At 56.9% G+C, this 18,761-nt stretch carries 16 protein-coding genes; 6 read left to right on the top strand and 10 right to left on the bottom strand.

Annotated elements, in window-relative coordinates:
• Nucleotides 1–13 precede the first annotated feature (13 nt).
• The 8 genes from ACS1BR_RS01720 to ACS1BR_RS01755 form a co-directional block, all read right to left on the bottom strand.
• Nucleotides 14–1,456 (bottom strand): glycoside hydrolase family 1 protein, encoded by a 1,443-nt coding sequence (locus tag ACS1BR_RS01720; protein WP_463559711.1) that lies wholly within the window; start codon nucleotides 1,454–1,456, stop codon nucleotides 14–16.
• A 107-nt stretch (nucleotides 1,457–1,563) separates the two neighbouring features.
• Nucleotides 1,564–2,289, bottom strand: coding sequence for a DNA-3-methyladenine glycosylase I (locus ACS1BR_RS01725; RefSeq protein WP_463559712.1), 726 nt, complete (start codon nucleotides 2,287–2,289; stop codon nucleotides 1,564–1,566).
• A gap of 51 nt (nucleotides 2,290–2,340) precedes the next feature.
• Nucleotides 2,341–2,871: a methylated-DNA--[protein]-cysteine S-methyltransferase gene (locus tag ACS1BR_RS01730; RefSeq protein WP_463559713.1), complete on the bottom strand. Its 531-nt coding sequence runs from the start codon at nucleotides 2,869–2,871 to the stop codon at nucleotides 2,341–2,343.
• A gap of 130 nt (nucleotides 2,872–3,001) precedes the next feature.
• Nucleotides 3,002–3,418, bottom strand: a complete 417-nt coding sequence (locus ACS1BR_RS01735; protein WP_463559714.1) for a hypothetical protein — start codon at nucleotides 3,416–3,418, stop codon at nucleotides 3,002–3,004.
• A complete protein-coding gene (locus tag ACS1BR_RS01740) occupies nucleotides 3,415–5,160 on the bottom strand; it encodes a P-loop domain-containing protein (RefSeq protein WP_463559716.1) in 1,746 nt (581 codons plus the stop codon). Before ACS1BR_RS01740 ends, ACS1BR_RS01735 begins: the two co-directional genes overlap by 4 nt.
• A gap of 72 nt (nucleotides 5,161–5,232) precedes the next feature.
• On the bottom strand, nucleotides 5,233–6,792 hold the full coding sequence (glpK, locus tag ACS1BR_RS01745; RefSeq protein WP_463559718.1) for a glycerol kinase GlpK: 1,560 nt from the start codon (nucleotides 6,790–6,792) through the stop codon (nucleotides 5,233–5,235).
• A 69-nt stretch (nucleotides 6,793–6,861) separates the two neighbouring features.
• On the bottom strand, nucleotides 6,862–7,647 hold the full coding sequence (locus ACS1BR_RS01750; protein WP_463559719.1) for an MIP/aquaporin family protein: 786 nt from the start codon (nucleotides 7,645–7,647) through the stop codon (nucleotides 6,862–6,864).
• Nucleotides 7,648–7,728: 81 nt separating this feature from the next.
• A complete protein-coding gene (locus tag ACS1BR_RS01755; RefSeq protein ID WP_463559721.1) occupies nucleotides 7,729–9,486 on the bottom strand; it encodes a glycerol-3-phosphate dehydrogenase/oxidase in 1,758 nt (585 codons plus the stop codon).
• Between the two features lie 107 nt (nucleotides 9,487–9,593).
• Between ACS1BR_RS01755 and ACS1BR_RS01760 the strand changes: the two genes are divergently transcribed.
• The gene (locus tag ACS1BR_RS01760) at nucleotides 9,594–10,538 is read left to right on the top strand and encodes a sugar-binding transcriptional regulator (RefSeq protein ID WP_463559722.1); all 945 of its coding nucleotides are present in this window, start codon (nucleotides 9,594–9,596) and stop codon (nucleotides 10,536–10,538) included.
• Here the strand turns inward: ACS1BR_RS01760 and ACS1BR_RS01765 are convergent.
• A complete protein-coding gene (locus tag ACS1BR_RS01765; RefSeq protein WP_463559724.1) occupies nucleotides 10,535–11,464 on the bottom strand; it encodes a LysR substrate-binding domain-containing protein in 930 nt (309 codons plus the stop codon). The genes ACS1BR_RS01760 and ACS1BR_RS01765 overlap by 4 nt on opposite strands.
• 186 nt (nucleotides 11,465–11,650) lie before the next feature.
• Between ACS1BR_RS01765 and ACS1BR_RS01770 the strand changes: the two genes are divergently transcribed.
• The 5 genes from ACS1BR_RS01770 (at nucleotide 11,651) to ACS1BR_RS01790 (ending at nucleotide 18,055) form a co-directional block, all read left to right on the top strand.
• Complete coding sequence (locus ACS1BR_RS01770; protein WP_463559725.1) at nucleotides 11,651–15,133, top strand: bifunctional proline dehydrogenase/L-glutamate gamma-semialdehyde dehydrogenase; 3,483 nt, start codon at nucleotides 11,651–11,653, stop codon at nucleotides 15,131–15,133.
• Between the two features lie 219 nt (nucleotides 15,134–15,352).
• Complete coding sequence (gene gcvH, locus ACS1BR_RS01775) at nucleotides 15,353–15,742, top strand: glycine cleavage system protein GcvH (protein WP_463559726.1); 390 nt, start codon at nucleotides 15,353–15,355, stop codon at nucleotides 15,740–15,742.
• A gap of 280 nt (nucleotides 15,743–16,022) precedes the next feature.
• Complete coding sequence (locus ACS1BR_RS01780; RefSeq protein WP_463559727.1) at nucleotides 16,023–16,472, top strand: FHA domain-containing protein; 450 nt, start codon at nucleotides 16,023–16,025, stop codon at nucleotides 16,470–16,472.
• Nucleotides 16,472–17,254 (top strand): transcriptional regulator FtsR, encoded by a 783-nt coding sequence (ftsR, locus tag ACS1BR_RS01785; protein WP_463559728.1) that lies wholly within the window; start codon nucleotides 16,472–16,474, stop codon nucleotides 17,252–17,254. The genes ACS1BR_RS01780 and ftsR overlap by 1 nt, the downstream gene beginning before the upstream one ends.
• 243 nt (nucleotides 17,255–17,497) lie before the next feature.
• Nucleotides 17,498–18,055: a MerR family transcriptional regulator gene (locus tag ACS1BR_RS01790; protein ID WP_463559747.1), complete on the top strand. Its 558-nt coding sequence runs from the start codon at nucleotides 17,498–17,500 to the stop codon at nucleotides 18,053–18,055.
• A gap of 20 nt (nucleotides 18,056–18,075) precedes the next feature.
• On the opposite strand, the gene ACS1BR_RS01795 is transcribed toward ACS1BR_RS01790, so the two are convergent.
• Nucleotides 18,076–18,714: a TipC family immunity protein gene (locus ACS1BR_RS01795; protein WP_463559729.1), complete on the bottom strand. Its 639-nt coding sequence runs from the start codon at nucleotides 18,712–18,714 to the stop codon at nucleotides 18,076–18,078.
• Nucleotides 18,715–18,761: the final 47 nt, after the last annotated feature.

An 18,761-nucleotide genomic window follows, 5' to 3' on the forward strand; every position in this document is an offset into this window, starting at 1 on the left:
GCAGCACCGGCGGTTAGCGGCGATCATAGTCGGGTTCCCAGTCCCGCGGCGGTAGCTGGTTGGTTTCGATGAGCTGCCGGTACCAGTAAAAGGAGTCCTTGCGGTAGCGGGCCAGATCGAGCAAGTCATCGTCGGTGCGGTTGACGTAGATAAAACCGTAGCGTTTGCGGAAACCCTGGTGGGTTGAGACCAGATCGATGGCTGTCCAGGGGGAGTAGCCGAGAATCTGTACACCGTCGGTGATTGCCTGCTGGGTTTGTTCCAGGTGGTCACGCAGGTAGTTGATCCGGTAGGTGTCGTGCACGCGCTTGTCGTCGGTGAGCTCGTCGTTGGCACCCAGGCCGTTTTCGGTAACGATGAGCGGTAGCCGGTAGCGGTCCCAGATGGCCCGGTAGGTCATGCGCATACCTACCGGGTCAATCTCCCAGCCGAACTCTGTCATCCCCAGATGGGGGTTGGAGACCGACTTAAAGAAGCCCTCCTCGCCCTCCGCTATCTGCTGGTCCGCGGCCTCTGCCCGTTCCGAGGCACCGCCGCCGAAGGGGGCATCTGCCATGGTGGTGGTGTTGTAGTAGTTGAAGGCGATGAAGTCCGGTTTGGCGGCTTTCATGATCGCCATATCACCCACCTCAAGGGTGGGGGCGATCCCTTTTTCTTCCAGGTAGGACCAGGCCAGACTGTTGTACTCACCGCGAACAGCGAGATCGAGGTAGAGCCAGTTACGCACCGCGTTATAGTTATCCGCGGCAATAACATCCTCGGGCTTTGACGATGCCGGGTAGACATAGGAGATATTGGGTGCGGGTCCAATCTTCGCCTGAGGGTGCATATCGTGGAGCAGGATCATGGCTTTTGCCTGGGCCAGAAACATGGTGTGGTTGTACTGGTAGAGCTGCTTTTCTGTGGTTTCGGGCGGGAAGAAACCCAGGGTTTTGCCGTGCAAAATCATCATGTTCTGCTCGTTGATGGTCAGCCAGTACTTGACCTTGTGCCCGTATTCTTTGAAAAGGATTTCCGAGTAGCGCACAAAAGCGTCTGCGGTCTTCCTCGACGCCCAACCGCCCTTGTGATCGAGGGCCAGCGGGGTATCGAAATGGAACATGGTCACGATCGGCTCAATCTTGTGTCTGAGGAGTTCGTCAATCACCCGGTGGTAGTGGTCGATACCGGCCCGGTTAATCTTGCCGTCGCCGTCGGGGATAATGCGAGACCAGGCAATAGAGAACCGGTATGCCTTGAAACCCATCTCGGCCATGAGGGCAATGTCCTCTGTGAAGCGGTGATAGTGGTCTGAGGCCACTGTGAAGTTTGCGGTACCGGCGGGTAGGTCGGTGCGTACGTCTGTGCGGATGGGCCCGCGCCCGTCCTCATTCCATGCGCCCTCAACCTGGTAGGCCGAGGTGGAAGCAGACCAGAGAAAATCCTGGGGAAAAGGCTTGAGTTCTTGGTGGTACACGGTATTTCTCCATCATAGTTTCTTGGGTTGGCACGGCCTTGTGTGAGCGCCTGATAACGGCAGCTCACTCATATGCTCATGCACGATCTTGGTACTAGCCGAGACGACTAGAAAACCCGCTGTCCGTCGTTGCTAAAGAGACCGGACTTGCCCCGTTTTGAGGTACCCACAAGGTTGGTGTCAAGTAGACCGGAGGCCTCCATCATGGCGTAGGCGGACACGGGTCCAATAAACTTATACCCCTCCTTTTTTAGAGCCTTGGCCAGGGCCGCAGACTCCGCGGAGGAGACAGGCACCTGTGACTGAGTTTCGGGTACGGGCGTTTGCCGGGGCTGGTAGGACCAGATGAGCGCCGGTAGACCATCGGCCACAGTCTGCCCGGTGGGTAGTGTGAAGCCCAGTAGCCGAGAGTCATCGGCTTCTACTGCCTGCGACCGCTGTGCGGAGCTCTGGGCGCGGAGCCGGGCTGCGCGCTCGCGCAGGGCAAGTGTTGTTTGCGCGTTGGTCACCATTGCGGCTATTTTGCGGGGGGATCGAATAATCCGAGGGTCTGTGGCTATCTGCTCGCGGTCAGCTTCGGTCAGGGTGGCTACCTTTTCGGGGTCAAAATCGAAGAAATGTTCTCGAAGGGCTGCGCGTTTGACCAGCACGGTACGCCAGGAGAGGCCGGCTTGAAAGCCCTCTAGACAGAGTCTTTCAAAGCAACCCTGTTCATCGGTGATGGGTTCACCCCATTCACTGTCATAGTACTCTTGCATAAGCGGGTCTGATGTTGACCAGGAAGGGCGGGTCAGGCCGTCTTCACCTACAGTAATGTCCGGGTTCGTGTTCATGCTGGCTCCTGGCCTGTATCGTCTGTGTATTGCGTGTTTTCGGGGTTTGGGTTAGAAGAGGTGGCCGCGGGATTCTGCGTCGGTGGCGGGTTGTTCGAGACTGAGAAGAAATTTTTTGTTGTCGATACCGGAGGCGTAGCCGGTGATTTTACCGTCGGCGGCAATGACTCTGTGGCAGGGAATGAAGATGGTGCACTTGTTGCGGCCTACCGCTTGCCCAACGGCGCGTGCCGGTGCGTGCGGGCCCACAATTTTGGAGATTTCCCCGTAGGTGGTGGTGTACCCGTGGGGTATTTGGGTGAGGGCGTCCCATACGGCTAGCTGAAAATCGGTGCCCTGCGGCCGGAGGGGCACGTCGAAGGTGGTGCGCTGGCCGGCGAAGTATTCGTCGAGTTCCTGCGCGGCCTGCTGCAGGACGGGGTGGTCGGTGAGTTTTACCCGATTTCCCAGTTCGTCGGGGGCAGCAAAATGTGCTTGGCCCTCAACCCAGGCGCCGGTGAGGGCCTGATCGTTACCGGCTAGATAGAAGGTCCCTATGGGCGTGGGGTGGAGGGCATGACGGGTGGCTGGGTGGGGCTGCATAATTCTTATCTCTGCCTAGGTTTTTATATGAGACCGTATTGAAAGTAATAGTATCGGATTCGGAAGACGGTGACCAGAGGTCCGGGGCGGTGATGGCTGTTGAGCTGGATCTCCGAGCCTGTATATAAAGTTATCTTTCTTGCGCTTTCACCATTTTATTATTCGATTCAAATAATGAAACCCAATACTCTCCATCCCTGAGTATAAAAGGCATCTTTACCAGATTGGTGAATACATCTATATGTTCAAGATCTTCATAGGCTATACCAACTATTGATTCTGCTTCAGGCAGTAGCTCTGATATATCAATCAAAAAACCACGGTACCGATCCATCAATCCCGAGGAAATATATATTTGGACACTCTCTTTAAGGTTTGAGGGAATGTTTTCATCAGACTCATAAGAATCTATAAGAAATTTTTCGAGTAACCTTATATTTGAATAATCAAATGATTCTGAATTAAATTCAGGCAAATAATTTTCGATAATCTTAGAATTTGAATTTGATCGTATTTTTTTATTTAAATTATATATTAAATTGTTCATTTTACCGAGGTACCACTTACCGTTCGCGTAGTGGGAGAATCGCTTTCCTCAGGGAGCAGTCTCAGTCGCCGCCACCGGCTAATGGCCTGATAAATTTCCGCAGCCCTGGGCAGGGCAAGATCACCGCGCACCCGCGAGTTCTCGCCCGACCGGCTGTCAGCCCCCACCAGAATATCGAGACCGGACTCCTCAAGCTCACGAACAAAAGCCGCCACGGCATCGCTCAACCGGGGCCCCCGCTCCAGCAGATGAGCAATAGGACCCAACGACAGGGCAATAGCGTTGGTTTGCGAAGAATCAACCAGCTGCGAAAGATAACGCAGATCCAGGGTTTCTCGCCCCATCTGTATTTGCTCCAGGCCGCGGCCCCGAGGCGGCTTGCTGCCGCCACCGGCCACAAGCGAACCGGGATCAACCCGCCGCCCACGGGTAACCGCCGAATACGCGGCAAAATCAAACGGAACAACCTCAGCTTCACCGCCAATAGCCCGTGCCCGCCGCGTCAGATCAGACACCCGATAGTTTTGCAGGCCTATCACCTGATCCGCCACCGGGAAAAAAGCCCCGGAACCACCCACCACCAGCAGCGTGCTCACTCCCAGCTGCCGGTACAGGGTCCGAACCCTATCAACAAAAGGAGTAATCGGCTCGTGCTCAGCAGTGATCAACTCTTTCATCGCAGAATCACGAATCATAAAATTGGTGGCCGACGTATCCTCGTCAATGAGCAGCGTAGACGCACCCATTTCGAGGGCCTCCGCGAGATTAGCTGCCTGACTGGTAGACCCGCTGGCATTCTGGGTAAAGAAACTATCGGTAGCCGTACCACCGGGCAAATTATTAATAAAAGGAGAAATATCGGTGCCGGTTACCGCGCGGCCATCCTCAGCCCGAACCATCACGGCACTCGGGTCAGTAGCCACCAGCTCGCGCCCATCACCGGGAACATGCGCATACACCCCGCGCTCCAGGGCACGCAGTAGAGTGGACTTCCCGTGAAAGCCACCACCCACAATCAGCGTCACCCCCGCACGCACACCCATACCCCGCACCCGCCGGCCGCCGGGTAGCACAAACTCCTCGGCAAACTCGTCCGGCGAAACAAAAGGCACAGCCTCCTCCAGAGGAGTATCGCTGTCACCGGCAGATCGGGGCAACACGGCACCGTCGGCTACAAAAGCAACCAGCCCCCGGTCGGCAAGGCCACCGCGCAGGGCAAGATAGTCCCGGTAGATACCCGTATGCTCGGCCAATGCCACCGGATCAAGCTCCTCGCCGATCGCCGAATACCGCACCAGCTTTGGAAGCTCCTCTACCAGAAGCCGTGCCGCCTGCCTACCGCGAATACGTCTACCCGAGGCGGGAAACTGAAAAGTAAGCCGCAGACTCACAGAGCCCTGCCCCACAACCACCGAGCTACGCTGTAGGATCTCCTGACCCGGGCGCACAAACCCAAACTCGCGCGGCCCCAGCCGCACAGCATCGGCAATATCGCGGGCAATAAAATCCGCCGTAGCCACCCGAAAATCACGGTGGGTAACAGCCTCGGCCGGGAGACCGGTCTGCTCAAGCGGCACAGTAAGGTGCAGCCTGGACGCCGGGGCGTAGGGATCAGACTGCACCTTATCAATATGGAGGGTGAAGTTATCGAAAACCCAGCTGCCGGTCAGCTGTTTAAGCGCACCGTAGGGCTTGCCGTCAAGCTGCTGAAGTTTTGAGTAAAGCTGTGAAGAAGAGGGCATAGCCCCACTATATATGTATCGGTCAACCTCTATTTACCCCTAGCCGCAGTTAGGGGTAAATAGCGGGCCCACCTAGTCGGTTTCTATGTCATCATCAACCCAGTCAAGGGTCTTAGAAACAGCCTTCTTCCAGTTGCGGTACTGACGCTGCACCTCTGCAGAGTCCATGGAGGGCTCCCAGCGTTTACCCTCTTCCCAGTTATCGACCACATCCTGCTCACCTTCCCAGAAGCCCACCGCAATACCTGCAGCATAGGCCGCACCGAGAGCGGTAGTCTCAATCACCTTGGGCCGGATCACCGGAACGCCCAGAATATCCGCCTGAAACTGCATCAGAAACTCGTTAGCTGTCATACCGCCGTCAACGCGCAGTTCCCCCAGCTCCACGCCCACCCCGGCGTGGGCGGTATCGGCGTTCATGGCATCGAGTACCTCGCGGCTCTGCCAGGCCACCGACTCCAGGGCGGCGCGAACAATATGGGCACGGTTCACATAGCGGGTCAAACCCACAATCACACCGCGGGCATCGGGGCGCCAGTGCGGGGCAAAGAGCCCGGAGAAAGCAGGAACCACGTAGGCGCCACCGGAATCTTCAACGCTGGTTGCTAGCTCCTCAGAATCAGCGGCATGGTCGATCATCCTAAGGTTGTCCCTCAGCCACTGGATCAGAGAACCGGAAACCGCCACAGAGCCTTCCAAAGCGTACACGGGCTTCTGATCACCAATCTTATAGGCAACCGTGGTGAGCAAACCATTTTCGGAGATAACGGGCTCTTCGCCGGTGTTCATGAGCATAAAGTTACCGGTACCGTAGGTGTTTTTAGCCATACCCTTCTTAAAGCATGCCTGCCCAAAGGTTGCCGCCTGCTGGTCACCCAGGATACCGGCGATAGGTACACCGGGGAGCAGACCCTTCTGCCGGCCTTCCCCGTACACCTCGGACGAGGAGTGGATTTTAGGTAGCATGGACATCGGAATACCCATATCGGCTGCGATATCTTTGTCCCATTCCAGGGTGCGGATATTCATGAGCAGGGTACGGGAAGCATTGGTGACATCGGTGACGTGAATACCGCCCTCAACGCCGCCGGTGAGATTCCATATCAGCCAGGTGTCGGTGTTACCAAAGAGGAGGTCACCGGCCTCAGCTTTTTCTCGGGCACCTGCAACGTTGTCAAGAATCCACTTGATCTTGGGGCCCGAAAAATAGGTGGCAAGGTTGAGCCCGGTAACGCTGTGGTATTTGCCAGGTCCCGCATCACCCGCTAGCTCATCGCAGATTCTCTGGGTGCGGGTATCCTGCCACACAATCGCATTGCAGACGGGTTCGCCGGTGGTCCTATCCCACACCACGGTGGTTTCGCGCTGGTTGGTGATACCCACCGCAGCGATAGCGTGGTGGTTGATCTCGGCATCACTGAGCGCCTGCCCCACGGCTTTACGGGTGTTCTGCCAAATTTCGAGGGGATCGTGCTCCACCCAGCCTGCGCGAGGGAAAATCTGTTCGTGTTCGAGTTGACCCACCGCAGCAATACTGCCTTTTTTGTTGAAGAGGATCGCGCGGGAGCTCGTTGTTCCCTGGTCGATGGAGAGAATGTACTTTTTACGTTCGGGGAGAGGTTTTTTGGCCACGGTGTCACTTCCTTGTGAAGAGTGCGTAGAGAAAATGGTGCTGTCCGGACATACGTTAGTCTAGACGGTTTAGATTGCCAGCATTGCCGGAACAATGAGGGCTGCTAGTACAGCTCCGATGAGGGGGCCCACCACGGGCACCCAGGCATAGGACCAGTTGGAGTTTCCTTTGCCGGGGATAGGCAGTACAGCGTGCGCTATGCGGGGTCCCAGGTCGCGGGCGGGGTTGATGGCGTAGCCGGTAGGCCCGCCCAGCGAGAAACCGATAGCCACCACAATGAGCGCTACTGCCAGCGGTCCCAGACCCGAGGGGGTTTGCCCCGATGCCACAATAAAACCGAGCAGCACAAAGGTGCCAAAAATTTCGGTTACCAGGTTCCAGCCATAGGAGCGCACCGCCGGACCGGTTGAAAATATACCCAGTTTTACGCCGTCTTCGGTAGGCTCATCAAACTGTTTCTTGTAGGCCAGGAAAACGGCCACAGCACCGAGAAAAGCCCCTAAAAATTGGCCGGCAAAATAGATCAGCGCGGTTGACGCGGCCGGAGGGACACCTTCGGCAAAGTCGTTACCGGCTACCCACTGCCCCACGGTGACGGCGGGGTTAAGGTGGGCCCCGGAGGGGCCGGAGGCGTAGACACCGGCAAAGACCGCTAGGCCCCAACCGAAGGCGATGCCTACCCACCCCACGCCTCGGGCATGAGATTTTGGGAGCGCGTTGGCGGCACAGACACCGCCGCCCAGAAGAATCAGAATAAAGGTTCCCAAAAGCTCGGAAGAGAAAAGCCCGAGGCCAGTGGGGATACCGTCGGCACCAACGAGGGCTGAGCTGCCCTCGGCAAGCAGAGTTTTCATATGCTTCCTTTCTGATGCTGCCGGGGTTGGCAGCGTGGTGAAGATCGGAGGTGAAACCGGTGAGTGAACCGGTGGGACGGGTTAGAGTTTGACGCGCGGGGCGACGCGGTCGATCCCGGTGACCAGGGCCGACGCCTGAGAGTCGCTTACGGTGGTTTGCGCCTGCGCAATAGCCTCAACACGCTGGCGGTAGAGGTCTATCTCGTGGTCGGTTTCCTGCTCGGACCAGCCGAGTTCAGCGGCCATGAGGTCGGCTACTTCTTTGGCTGAGGAGAGTCCGCGATCGGTCTGCTCCAAATCCAGGCGTACCCGGCGTACCAAAATGTCTTCCAGGTGCAGGGCCCCTTCCACGCGTACACCGTACACCACGTCGGCCCGTAGAAACTGCGGTGCGTGTTCTAGGGGGGTGGCCAGTTCCGGTTCTGCCTCAATGAGGGCGGTGATGTCTGCTATTTCGGCCCCGTAGCGTTCAAGGAGGTGATCCATGCGCTGTGATGTCCAGCCATATTTTTCGGCGATAGTCTGCCGGTGGGCTTCGGCCGCCCGGTAGCCCTCGGCACCCACCAGCTGAATATTCTCGGTGATTGAGGGGCGGGCTTTGGCCTCTGCCCCCAGGGCAAAATCAACGGCATCGGCTGCCATCACTCGGTAACCGGTGAGCTTACCACCGGCGATAGCACTCATACCGGGGGCTACCTCGGTCACGGTGTGTTCGCGGGAAACCTTGGTGGATGCTGTCTCGCTGGAACCCTCCTTGAGCTTGGGCTGTAGGAGCGGGCGCAGGCCGGCAAAGGTGCTGATCACGTCATCGCGGGTCAGCTCGCGGGCCAACAGCTTGTTGGCCTGTCCGAGCACGTAGTCAATATCTTTTTCGGTGGCCACCGGGTTTTCGATGTCTTCGGTGTAGGGGGTGTCGGTGGTGCCAATGATCCAGTAGCGCTGCCAGGGAATGATGAAGAGCACTGATTTTTCGGTTTTGGTAAAGATTCCGCTACTTGCTTTAATGCGGTCTCGGGGCACGGTCACGTGAATTCCCTTGGAGGCCAGCACCTCAAGCCCGGCGTCGTCGCTGGCCAGTGATTCTGATTCTTCTGTCCAGACGCCGGTGGCGTTAATAATGTGTTTGGCAGATATGTTGTATTCCTGACCCGTCTCAAGGTCACGCGTCTTAGCACCGGTCACTCGACCAACACTATTTTTGATGACCCCCACCACCTGGGTGCGTGAGGCGGCCAGGGCGCCGTAGCCGCTGGCGGTGCGCACCAGATCAACCACCAGTCGGGCGTCGTCGACGCGGGCGTCATAGAACTGGATAGCACCGGTGAAGGCCGAATTTTTTATGTCGGGGAAGACGGTTTTGGTACCTTTTTTGGTGAAGTGCCGCTGCGGGGGTACCGTGAGGCGCCCGCGTGCACCGGCGAAGGCCAGGGTGTCGTACATTCCGATCCCCACGGCCGAGTATGCCCGCTCAATGACGGGTAGTTTCAGCGGCCAGAGAAAGGGCTGAGCTTTGACCAGGTGCGGGGCAATTTTTTCAAGTAGCAGACCGCGTTCTCTGAGGGATTCGGCAACCAGCTTGAAATCTAGGTTATAGAGGTAGCGGAGCCCGCCGTGGATGAGTTTGGAAGACCAGGCAGAGGTGCCCGCTGCCCAGTCGCCAGCCTCAACGATACCGGTGCGTAGGCCGCGGCTTGCCGCGTCGAGGGCGATACCGGCACCGGTGACTCCGCCGCCGATGACGAGGATATCCAGCCCCTCGGGGTCGGACATGTCGGTCAGGGCGCGGGTGCGGGTTTGGGCGTTGAGATGTGATTTCTGGGCAAACTGTGCGGTTGACATATGCTTTCGCCTCGTTAGATATGGTGAACTGGGTTATATATATTTGATCTACTCATGGTTACCCTAACCTAGAAATGTGAATATTTTTTCATCGAACTGGAAGTGCTGTGAACGAACGTAACAATCTTGCCTACCGGGCGGCCGAACTCTACTACCTACGGGGGGCCACAACCGATAGGGTAGCCGAACACCTGGGTGTCTCGCGCGCGACTGTTTCCCGCCTGCTTAAGCGCGCGCGTGAGGCCGGGATTGTCCAGATAAGGCTCAACAGCGACTTTAAACCGCAGAATTCTCTGGAGCAGCGGCTGGGCAGTCGGTTTAGGGTGAAATGTGTGGTGGTGAGCACCGGGGCCTCAATGAGCCCCATTACCCGGATGCAGAGAGTCGCAGCAGAGGGGGCGCGCCTGCTTGACTCTCTGATGGATCACGGCACAATACTGGGGTTGGCCTGGGGGTCTACGGTAACGGAAGTGGCAAAGTTTTTGCCCGTGCGCGGGCTCAAAGACACGGTGGTGGTTCAACTCAATGGTGCCGGTAATGCCCGCCATACCGGAATACCTTACTCGGGCTCGATCCTGGGCTCTGTTGCCCAGGCATACAGTGCGCGCATGGTGCATTTTCCGGTACCCGCTTTTTTTGATCATGCATCGACTAAGCAGGCCATGTGGCAGGAGCGCAGTGTTTTGGGGGTGGTGAAAACCCAGCAGAAAGCGGATGTTGCTCTTTTTGGGGTGGGTGCCTTTGGTGGGGCCATCCCCTCGCACGTCTATAGCGGGGGGTATTTCGATGCCGAACAGCAGAAAAATCTGCGAGCTTCCGGGGTGGTGGGGGATGTGTGCACGGTTCTCTTGCGGGAGGACGGCTCTTATAGCGACCTAGAAGTAAATAAGCGGGCCACCGGACCCACGCCCAAGGAGCTGGCCCGCATTAAGAGGCGGATTGCGGTGGTCTCCGGTAACCACCGGTTAGCCGCTCTGCGCGGTGCTTTACGCACCGGGGCGATTACCGATCTGGTGGTTGATGAGCAGCTGGCAGATGCCCTGCTGGGCTAATCCGATGCTGAGGGGTCTCCTGTCCCGCTGTAGTGGGGTAGGAGGGCTACAGCCCGGTGCAGTGCCCGCCGTACCGCGATGATTGCCGGGGCAGAGGCACTGTCTTTGCGTACAGCCGTATAGATGCTGCGCTGGGGTTGTCCCGGAAGGTCGATAAGTTTAACACCGAAGTCCCGGGGGAGAGAGGCTGTAGCGAATGAGGGGAGCATGGCGGCTGCAAAGCCTGATCGCGCCAGGTTGCAGTGGGTAAGCAGATCTTCAATGTGGTAGCGCACACGGGGTTCAAATCCCGCTGCGCGGCACTGGTTGATGGCCCAGGTGCGGCTGGTGTTGTGGTCACCCTCGAATACCCAGAAGAGGTCCCTTGCCTGGGCGATAGAGGTGACGGGGCTATTCTCGGCGACCACCAGGTGCAGGGGATCAGAGGCCAGAAATTCTAGGTCTAGATCCTGGTGCTCGGGCACAAATCTGCCGGGATAGCTTTCGGCAACTACGGCGTCGAAGCGGCGGCTGCGGGTGTATGCCAGGCCGGTTTCGGGGTCGATTTGGTCGACCAACAGGCGCACTCTGGGCGCGTCTCGCGCCAGGGCCTTAAGGGTTTCCGTAAGGAGGGCAAGGGCGGCTGATTGAAAGATTGCTATGCGCACGGTTCCGGCCGGTTCCCCGGAGAGGCGGGCGATTTTGGTGGCGGTGGAATCTATTTCGTGCAGGACCTTGCGGGCACCTTCGACCACAATCAGCCCGGCTTCGGTGAGCTGGACCGAGCGTCCTACCCTGCGGACGAGTTTGGCACCCACCTCTTTTTCGAGGGCTGCCATCTGCTGGGAGATAGCGGAAGGGGTGAGGCTGAGGGCGCGGGCGGCAGCGGCGAGGCTGCCGCGTTCGTGTATTTCAAGCAGCATACGGAGGCGTCTGATGTCGTACATGAAGAACCTGTTCGAGGGAAAGACAATACTTTAATGATTCTAAATTATTTTGTGAAGAAAGATTCAAATTTTCTAATAGTGTGTTTTCAACCATAACGTGATGAAATAGCTAGTAGAAACCTAGTAGCAACAACAGCCACTTGCGAGGCTTGCATGCGCCCCGCAAGACAACGAAGGAGTTGAACTTTGGCACACATCTTCACCTCGGAGCACTACCAGAACCTGGCTATCCAGGCGCGAAAACTCGTGCGGGAGTGGTTGCATGAAGCTCAGAGTATTCCCGCAGATACCTCGGCAGAGATGCTCGCCGGTGTTCTCAAAGACCCTAACGGTCTCGAATTTACCGTGGGTTTTGTCGATGACGTCATTCGCCCCGAAGACGATGTCATCGCCGGACGCAACCTGGCAAAAATTGCGCCGCTGGTTCCCTCTTTCCTGCCCTGGTACATGAAATCTGCGGTGGGTGTGGGCGGTAAAGTGGCCAAAAAAATGTCGTGGCCCACGGTGCCCCTGGCACGGAAGGTCCTCCGCGACATGGTGGGGCACCTGGTGGTCGATGCCCGCGACGAGAAACTGGGGCCCGCTATCGAGCACCTCACAAAGAGCGGAAACAAGCTCAACGTGAATCTGCTCGGCGAAGCCGTGCTGGGTGACAAGGAAGCTGAGCGCCGCCTATCCGAGGTCTCCCGCCTGCTGAAACGCGACGACATCGACTACGTTTCGGTGAAGGTCTCTGCGGTTTCTGGCCCCCACTCGGCCTGGGCCTTTGACGAGGTGGTCGAGGAATCGGTGCGCCGCCTCACCCCCCTCTACGAGCAGGCCGCTGCGTCCCCTCTGAAAAAGTTCATCAACCTCGACATGGAGGAATACCATGATCTTGACATGACTATCGCGGTTTTCACCAAGATCCTGGACCAGCCGCAGCTCAAAAACCTTGAAGCGGGAATCGTGCTTCAGGCGTATCTGCCGGACACCCTGGAGGCGATGGAGCGCCTCCAGGCATGGGCTGCCCAGCGGGTCGCCGATGGCGGTTCCCGCATTAAGGTTCGCCTGGTCAAGGGTGCTAACCTGTCCATGGAAATGGTTGAAGCTATTACTCACGGATGGGAGCTCACCACCTGGGATTCCAAACAGCTCAGCGACACCAACTACAAGCGGGTTCTTGACTACGCCCTGCGTCCCGAGCACACCCAAAACATTCGTTTGGGAGTTGCCGGGCACAATCTCTTTGACGTGGCTTTTGCGCTTCTTCTGGCCGAAGACCGCGGGGTGACTGACAGCATCGAGTTTGAAATGCTCATCGGTATGGCCAGCCAGCAGGCAGAGATTATCCGCCGTAGAGTGGGTCACTTGCTGCTCTACACCCCGGTGGTGCGCCCCGAAGAATTCGATGTCGCCATTTCCTATCTGGTGCGCCGTCTTGAGGAGAACGCCTCCAGCGAGAACTTCATGTCTGCGGTCTTTGATCTTCACGACCACGAAGAGCTGTTCAAGCGTGAAGAGGACCGTTTTATGCGCTCGCTGAATGCGGTCACCGACGAGGTTCCTCAGCCCAAGCGCTCACAGAATCGCGCCACCGAAACCGCTGAGACCGTTTTCAGGCCCCGATACGGGTTTGAGAACACCCCGGACACCGATCCCTCGCTTGCGGCAAACCGTGCCTGGGGTCGGGAGATCCTTGAGCGGTCGAAGAACACTGATTTGGGTATTCAAACCCTGGTGGAAAACGAGCTGTCTTCTGTGGATCGGGTGGAGCCGCTGATTGATTCGGTGGTTGAGGCTTCGGCCGCATGGGGAGCCCTGTCGGGCAAGGATCGCGCAGACGTGCTGCGGCGTGTAGGCGTTGAACTTGCCCTACATCGGGCTGAACTTCTGGAGGTTATGGCGGCAGAGGCCGGGAAGGCTCTGGACCAGGGCGATACCGAGGTATCCGAAGCCATTGACTTTGCCTACTATTATGCGGAGCTTGCCGAGGCGGTGGAGAAGGTGGACGGCGCCCGTCACCGGCCGGTTCACCTGACCCTGGTTATTCCGCCGTGGAACTTCCCTACAGCTATTCCTACCGGCGGTGTGCTGGCGGCTCTGGCGGCCGGTTCCGGGGTGGTGTTCAAGCCGGCAACCAACACAGCCCGTACCGGTGCGGTGATCGCCGAGATTCTGTGGAAGGCGGGTGTACCGCGAGAGGTGATGCGCCTGATTCGGGTTACGGACCGGCAGGCCGGTAAAGAGCTTATCTCGTCCCCCAAGGTTGACAGGCTCATTCTCACCGGCGGCTACGAGACCGCTGAGACCTTTAGGTCCTGGCGCAAGGACCTGCCGCTTTTTGGTGAGACATCGGGGAAGAACTCCATTATTGTGACCCCCAATGCCGATCTGGACTTGGCCGTGAAAGATGTGGTTTACTCGGCCTTTGGCCATGCCGGTCAGAAGTGCTCGGCGGCCTCTACGGTTATTTTGGTGGGCACGGTGGCCACCTCTAAGCGTTTCCGTAACCAGCTGCTCGATGCGGTGTCTTCGCTGCATGTCTCCTACCCGCAGGATATTGAAACTGAGATGGGCCCCATTATCGCGCCGGCTGAGGGTAAACTGTTGCGCGGTTTGACCACCCTGGGCGAGGGCGAAAAATGGGCTATTGAGCCTCAACAGCTTGACGAGAGCGGTAAGCTGTGGTCGCCCGGTGTGCGCTTTGGTGTAAAGCCCGGGTCCGAGTATCACCTCACCGAATATTTTGGGCCGATTCTGGGTGTGATGACAGCCGATACCCTTGAAGAGGCCATTGAGCTTCAAAACGCCACCGATTACGGTCTAACAGCCGGTTTGCATTCGCTTGACTCCGGGGAGCTTGAGCTGTGGCTTTCCCGGGTGCAGGCCGGTAACCTCTACGTGAACCGCGGTATCACCGGCGCTATCGTGCGTCGGCAGCCCTTCGGCGGCTGGAAGAAATCCACCGTGGGGTCGGGGACCAAAGCCGGTGGACCCAACTATCTGGTGGCTCTCTCCGATTGGGAGTCTCAGCCTTCGGAGGCAACCGCAGCGCCCACTGTTGCCGCGGTGCGGGAGGTGCTGGGAGCTGCGCGGGAGCCCGCGGCCTTTGACCGTGAAGACCTCGATTTCTTGCTTCGGGCCACGAGTTCCGATTCTCTGGCCTGGAATTCTGAGTTCGGTATCGGCCATGATCCTAGCCAGCTCGGGGTGGAGCGTAACATTTTGCGCTACGCTCCCCAGGCTGTGCAGGTGCGCGCTGATTCCACAGCGTCTCTTGCCGATACTGTGCGTGTGGTTCTTGCGGGTTTGGCTGCTCAGGCTCCGGTTTACCTGTCTACCGCGGCGCAGCTGCCGGTGGCGATTGCCGGCACCCTAGAAAACCACGGTGTGCGGATCACGGTGGAGAGTGATGAGGAGTACCGTGATTTCTTGCGGAATAACGCCGCAAAAGACGTGCGTGAGTTCGCCGGTGGTCCGCTTGAAGGCACCCGTATTCGCTACATCGGTAGCGAGGCTGCTTCAATTTTTGAGGCGCTGGATGGCCGACCAGATCTGGGTATCTATACGGCTCCGGTGACGGAGGCGGGCAGGATCGAAATGCTGCCCTTCGTGAAGGAGCAGGCTGTATCTATCACCGCGCACCGGTTCGGTAACCCGAACAGGTTCTCGGAGTCGGTGATCTAGGGGGCCCGGTGGGCGCTCGCTGAAAGGGACCAACCGATAAAAATTTAGTGGGCGCTCACCTGGGTATAGGCACGATAAGACTGTGGTCTGTGGAATACTCTGTAGTGAGCAGGGATCCGTGGTGAGAGTATTGTTGCTCTTGCAGGTTTAGAACTGCTCCGTGCTGGCCGCTTGTGCGGACGGCGCGCTACTTGGATACACCGTGAAAGGAAAGCCGCCATGAGCGACGTACCCGCAAATCTTTCGTACACCGCTGAGCACGAATGGGTGAGTACCGTTACCGCCGACGGTACTGTGCGTATCGGTATCACCGATCATGCCCAAGATGCGCTGGGCGATGTTGTTTACGTTGATCTTCCCGAGGTAGGGGAGTCTGTTGAGGCTGGGGCAACCTTCGGGGAGGTTGAGTCAACCAAGTCTGTTTCTGATCTTTTTGCACCGGTTGCCGGTGAAGTGGTCGCCACCAATGAGGAGCTTGAAGCGGATCCTGCGCTGGTGAATAACGATCCTTACGGGCAGGGTTGGCTGATTGAGCTTAAACCTGAGAATGAGGCCGACCTTGAGGGTCTGCTCAGTGCGGAGGCTTATCGGGCGGAGATCGCAGAATAGGGCTGGTATCGCTCTATAGGGCGTTCCCGGGATTCCCACCCAGTAGTATCGTTGGTTGCCGAGGAGGTTCTCGCTCGGCAACCAACGATTTTTGTCCTAGGGTGGCAATATAGATGCCGAGTTCAGGGATAAAGGCTAAGATTATGGATAAGATTCAGGGTTTATCGTTTTGTGATATTTGATCCGGATGGTTAGATCTTGAGAGCTTGGCAGCGAGACTTTGCGCGCACCTACCGGGATACACCTGTGGGTGCGGGGACCGATAACGGAGGAAAACACCATGACTAACAGTGAAACGAACCCCAGAACCAGCACTCTCAGCACGGTCGCCCTCAACGTGCAGGCGGCGAGCGGCAGCTATAGCCCCAACGAGGAGGAACAGGCAGCGATTGCAACTCTCCCCAAGGGGTCAGCCCTGCTCATCGGTACTAATGCGGAGCTGCGCGGTGCTCGTTTTCTGCTTAATGTGGAGACCACGGAGGAGGGCGCTGTCAAGAGCGTGATTGCCGGCAGGAGCCCCAGTTCAGATATTTTTCTCAACGATGTTACGGTGTCTCGTCAGCACGCCGTGTTTATGCCGAATGCGGGTACTTTTGTGCTCACCGATAATAATTCTCTTAACGGGACCTATGTGAACGGTGATCGTGTTGATCAGGCCTTCCTTAAAAACGGTGCCGATGTGCGTATCGGGAAGTTTCATTTTTCCTTCTTCTTGGGAACCGGTAAATAATGGTTGACTCTTCGAACGGGGGGCAGAAGGCCGCTAAGGATAAAACTATTGGGCAGGTACTCAGTGTCTTGGACACCGAGTTTTCGGGTATCAGTGCCTCAAAGATTCGGTTTCTTGAGGATAAGGGGCTGATACACCCGCACCGCACCCGTACCGGCTACCGTAAGTATTCGGTGAAGGATATTGAGCAACTGCGTTTTATTCTGCGTATGCAGCGTGACCACTATCTGCCGCTTAGGGTTATTAAAGAGCGCATTGATTCCGGTGAGCTTGATAGTTTTGCCGAGGGGCGGCGGTCTTCAGCGGTTGGGCAGCGGCCCGGGGCAGGTGCTTCTGCAGATCAGGGCTCTTCTTACTCCGGTGTGTCCGGAGACGAGGTGCAGGGTGTGGGGTCGGTTTTTCGTGCGGGTGATGATCAGGGGAAAACCTATACACTGCGGGAGCTTTCTGCTGAGGCTGCGGCAGACATGCCGCTGCTGCGTGAGCTGATTAATTTTGGTCTCCTTGCCGAGGAGGGCCCCTATGATGCTTATGATGTGGTGGTGACCAGGGTGTGTTCGGATCTTACGGCTCACGGGTTGCAACCTCGGCATTTGCGTCAGTTCCGTGCCGCCGCTGAGCGTGAGGTGGGTTTGGTGGAGATGGCTGTTGCTCCTTTGGCGTCGAGGAAGGATGAGCAGTCTCAGCGGCGGGCAGCGGAGCGGTCAGCGGAGATCGCTCAGCTATGTTTGCGTTTGCACATGGCACTGGTTGCTTCGGCTATGCCACGTTTTGAGGGCTAGGTAGCCGGCCAAAAATTTGGTGCAGTAAATTACCGGTGGGGTTTTCGGATGAGCGGCGATTCGTCCGGGGCGGCGGGTAGACTTGGGGAGGTCGGTTAAATTTTTAACAGTTAGGAATACCCTATGGTGGTTCATGAGTTCAATGGTGGGCGATCTGCTGCGGCTTCTCGCACGCTGAACCTGGCTACCGAGAATACGGTGGCGGCCCCGATAGATCAGCCGCTTCTTGGGTTTGATGCTGTTATGCCGGTAGATCCGCCGCAGGGGGAGCAGGGGGTGCTGTTTAGTGACCCGGTCTCTCTTGTGGATGAGAATCTTGGCTATCGTGGCCCGACTGCCTGTAAGGCGGCCGGGATTACTTACCGGCAGCTTGATTATTGGGCGCGCACTAAGCTGGTGACTCCCACCGTGCGTTCTGCGTCGGGGTCTGGTTCGCAGCGGTTGTATTCGTTTCGGGATGTTCTGGTGTTAAAGATTGTGAAGCGTCTGCTGGATACGGGTGTTTCTTTGCAGCAGATTCGGACATCTGTGGAGCATTTACGCACCAGGGGGGTTGAGGATCTTTCGGGTATGACCCTTATGTCAGACGGTAGTACGGTGTATGAGTGTACTTCGCCTCATGAGGTGATTGACCTGGTGCAGGCGGGGCAGGGCGTATTTGGTATTGCGATTGGCCGGGTATGGCGCGAACTGGAGAGTAATCTTGCTCAGCTTCCGGGCGAGTCAACCAGGACCGGGGACGGTGCCGAAGGTGTTCATGATGAGCTTTCAGCTTTGCGGGCGAGGAAGGCAGCCCGCTAGTTTGCAGGACTGACGGATCGCTACCACTGTTTGGTTACCTCGACATCACCGTAATTATCGGGGGAGAACCGGGAGTCATAGACCGTGGTCCAATCGGTTAGCACCACATCATTGAGGATGGTCTTATTATATGAATCCAGGTCCTCCGAGGTGATACTGTGCTGGGCAAGGAAATCTTGAGCCTCCTGATCAGAATATGAATGAGTATCTCCATAGCCATTTTCTGGGGTGAGAAGAATATTTTGTTTGAGCAACTTTTCTCCTGAATCGTATGTGTTTATAAAATATAATGAATATTTATTTAATTTTTTGTAAAATGAAATAAAAACTATATTCGTTTTATTTTTAGGAAGATTTGTTTCGATTCTGGCATAATCGTAAGTATTTGGTAATCTGTAATTATCATATGTGTAGGTAGGTGGCTCCTCTGGATCATAGTCGATTCCTCCATAGGTTGGTATGTCGATTCCTTCTACATCGCGGAAGGCGACGGCACCGGTTCTATAATTCCTCTCGATGTCATAATAGATTTCATCAAAGATATTCTTCGGTACTGATGCAACGGATTTCTTCACCCCTCCTGATACCCAGGCGGCGAACAGGGTGGCAATCACCGTGACAATGATTAGTGTAATTACATCACCGCGTGTCTTGGTCATTGGTCTTCACTTCCGGCATAGGAGCTGAGCTCGTTGTCTTCTTCCTC

The sequence above is a fragment of the Rothia sp. 18CD1-1 genome, assembly GCF_055285355.1.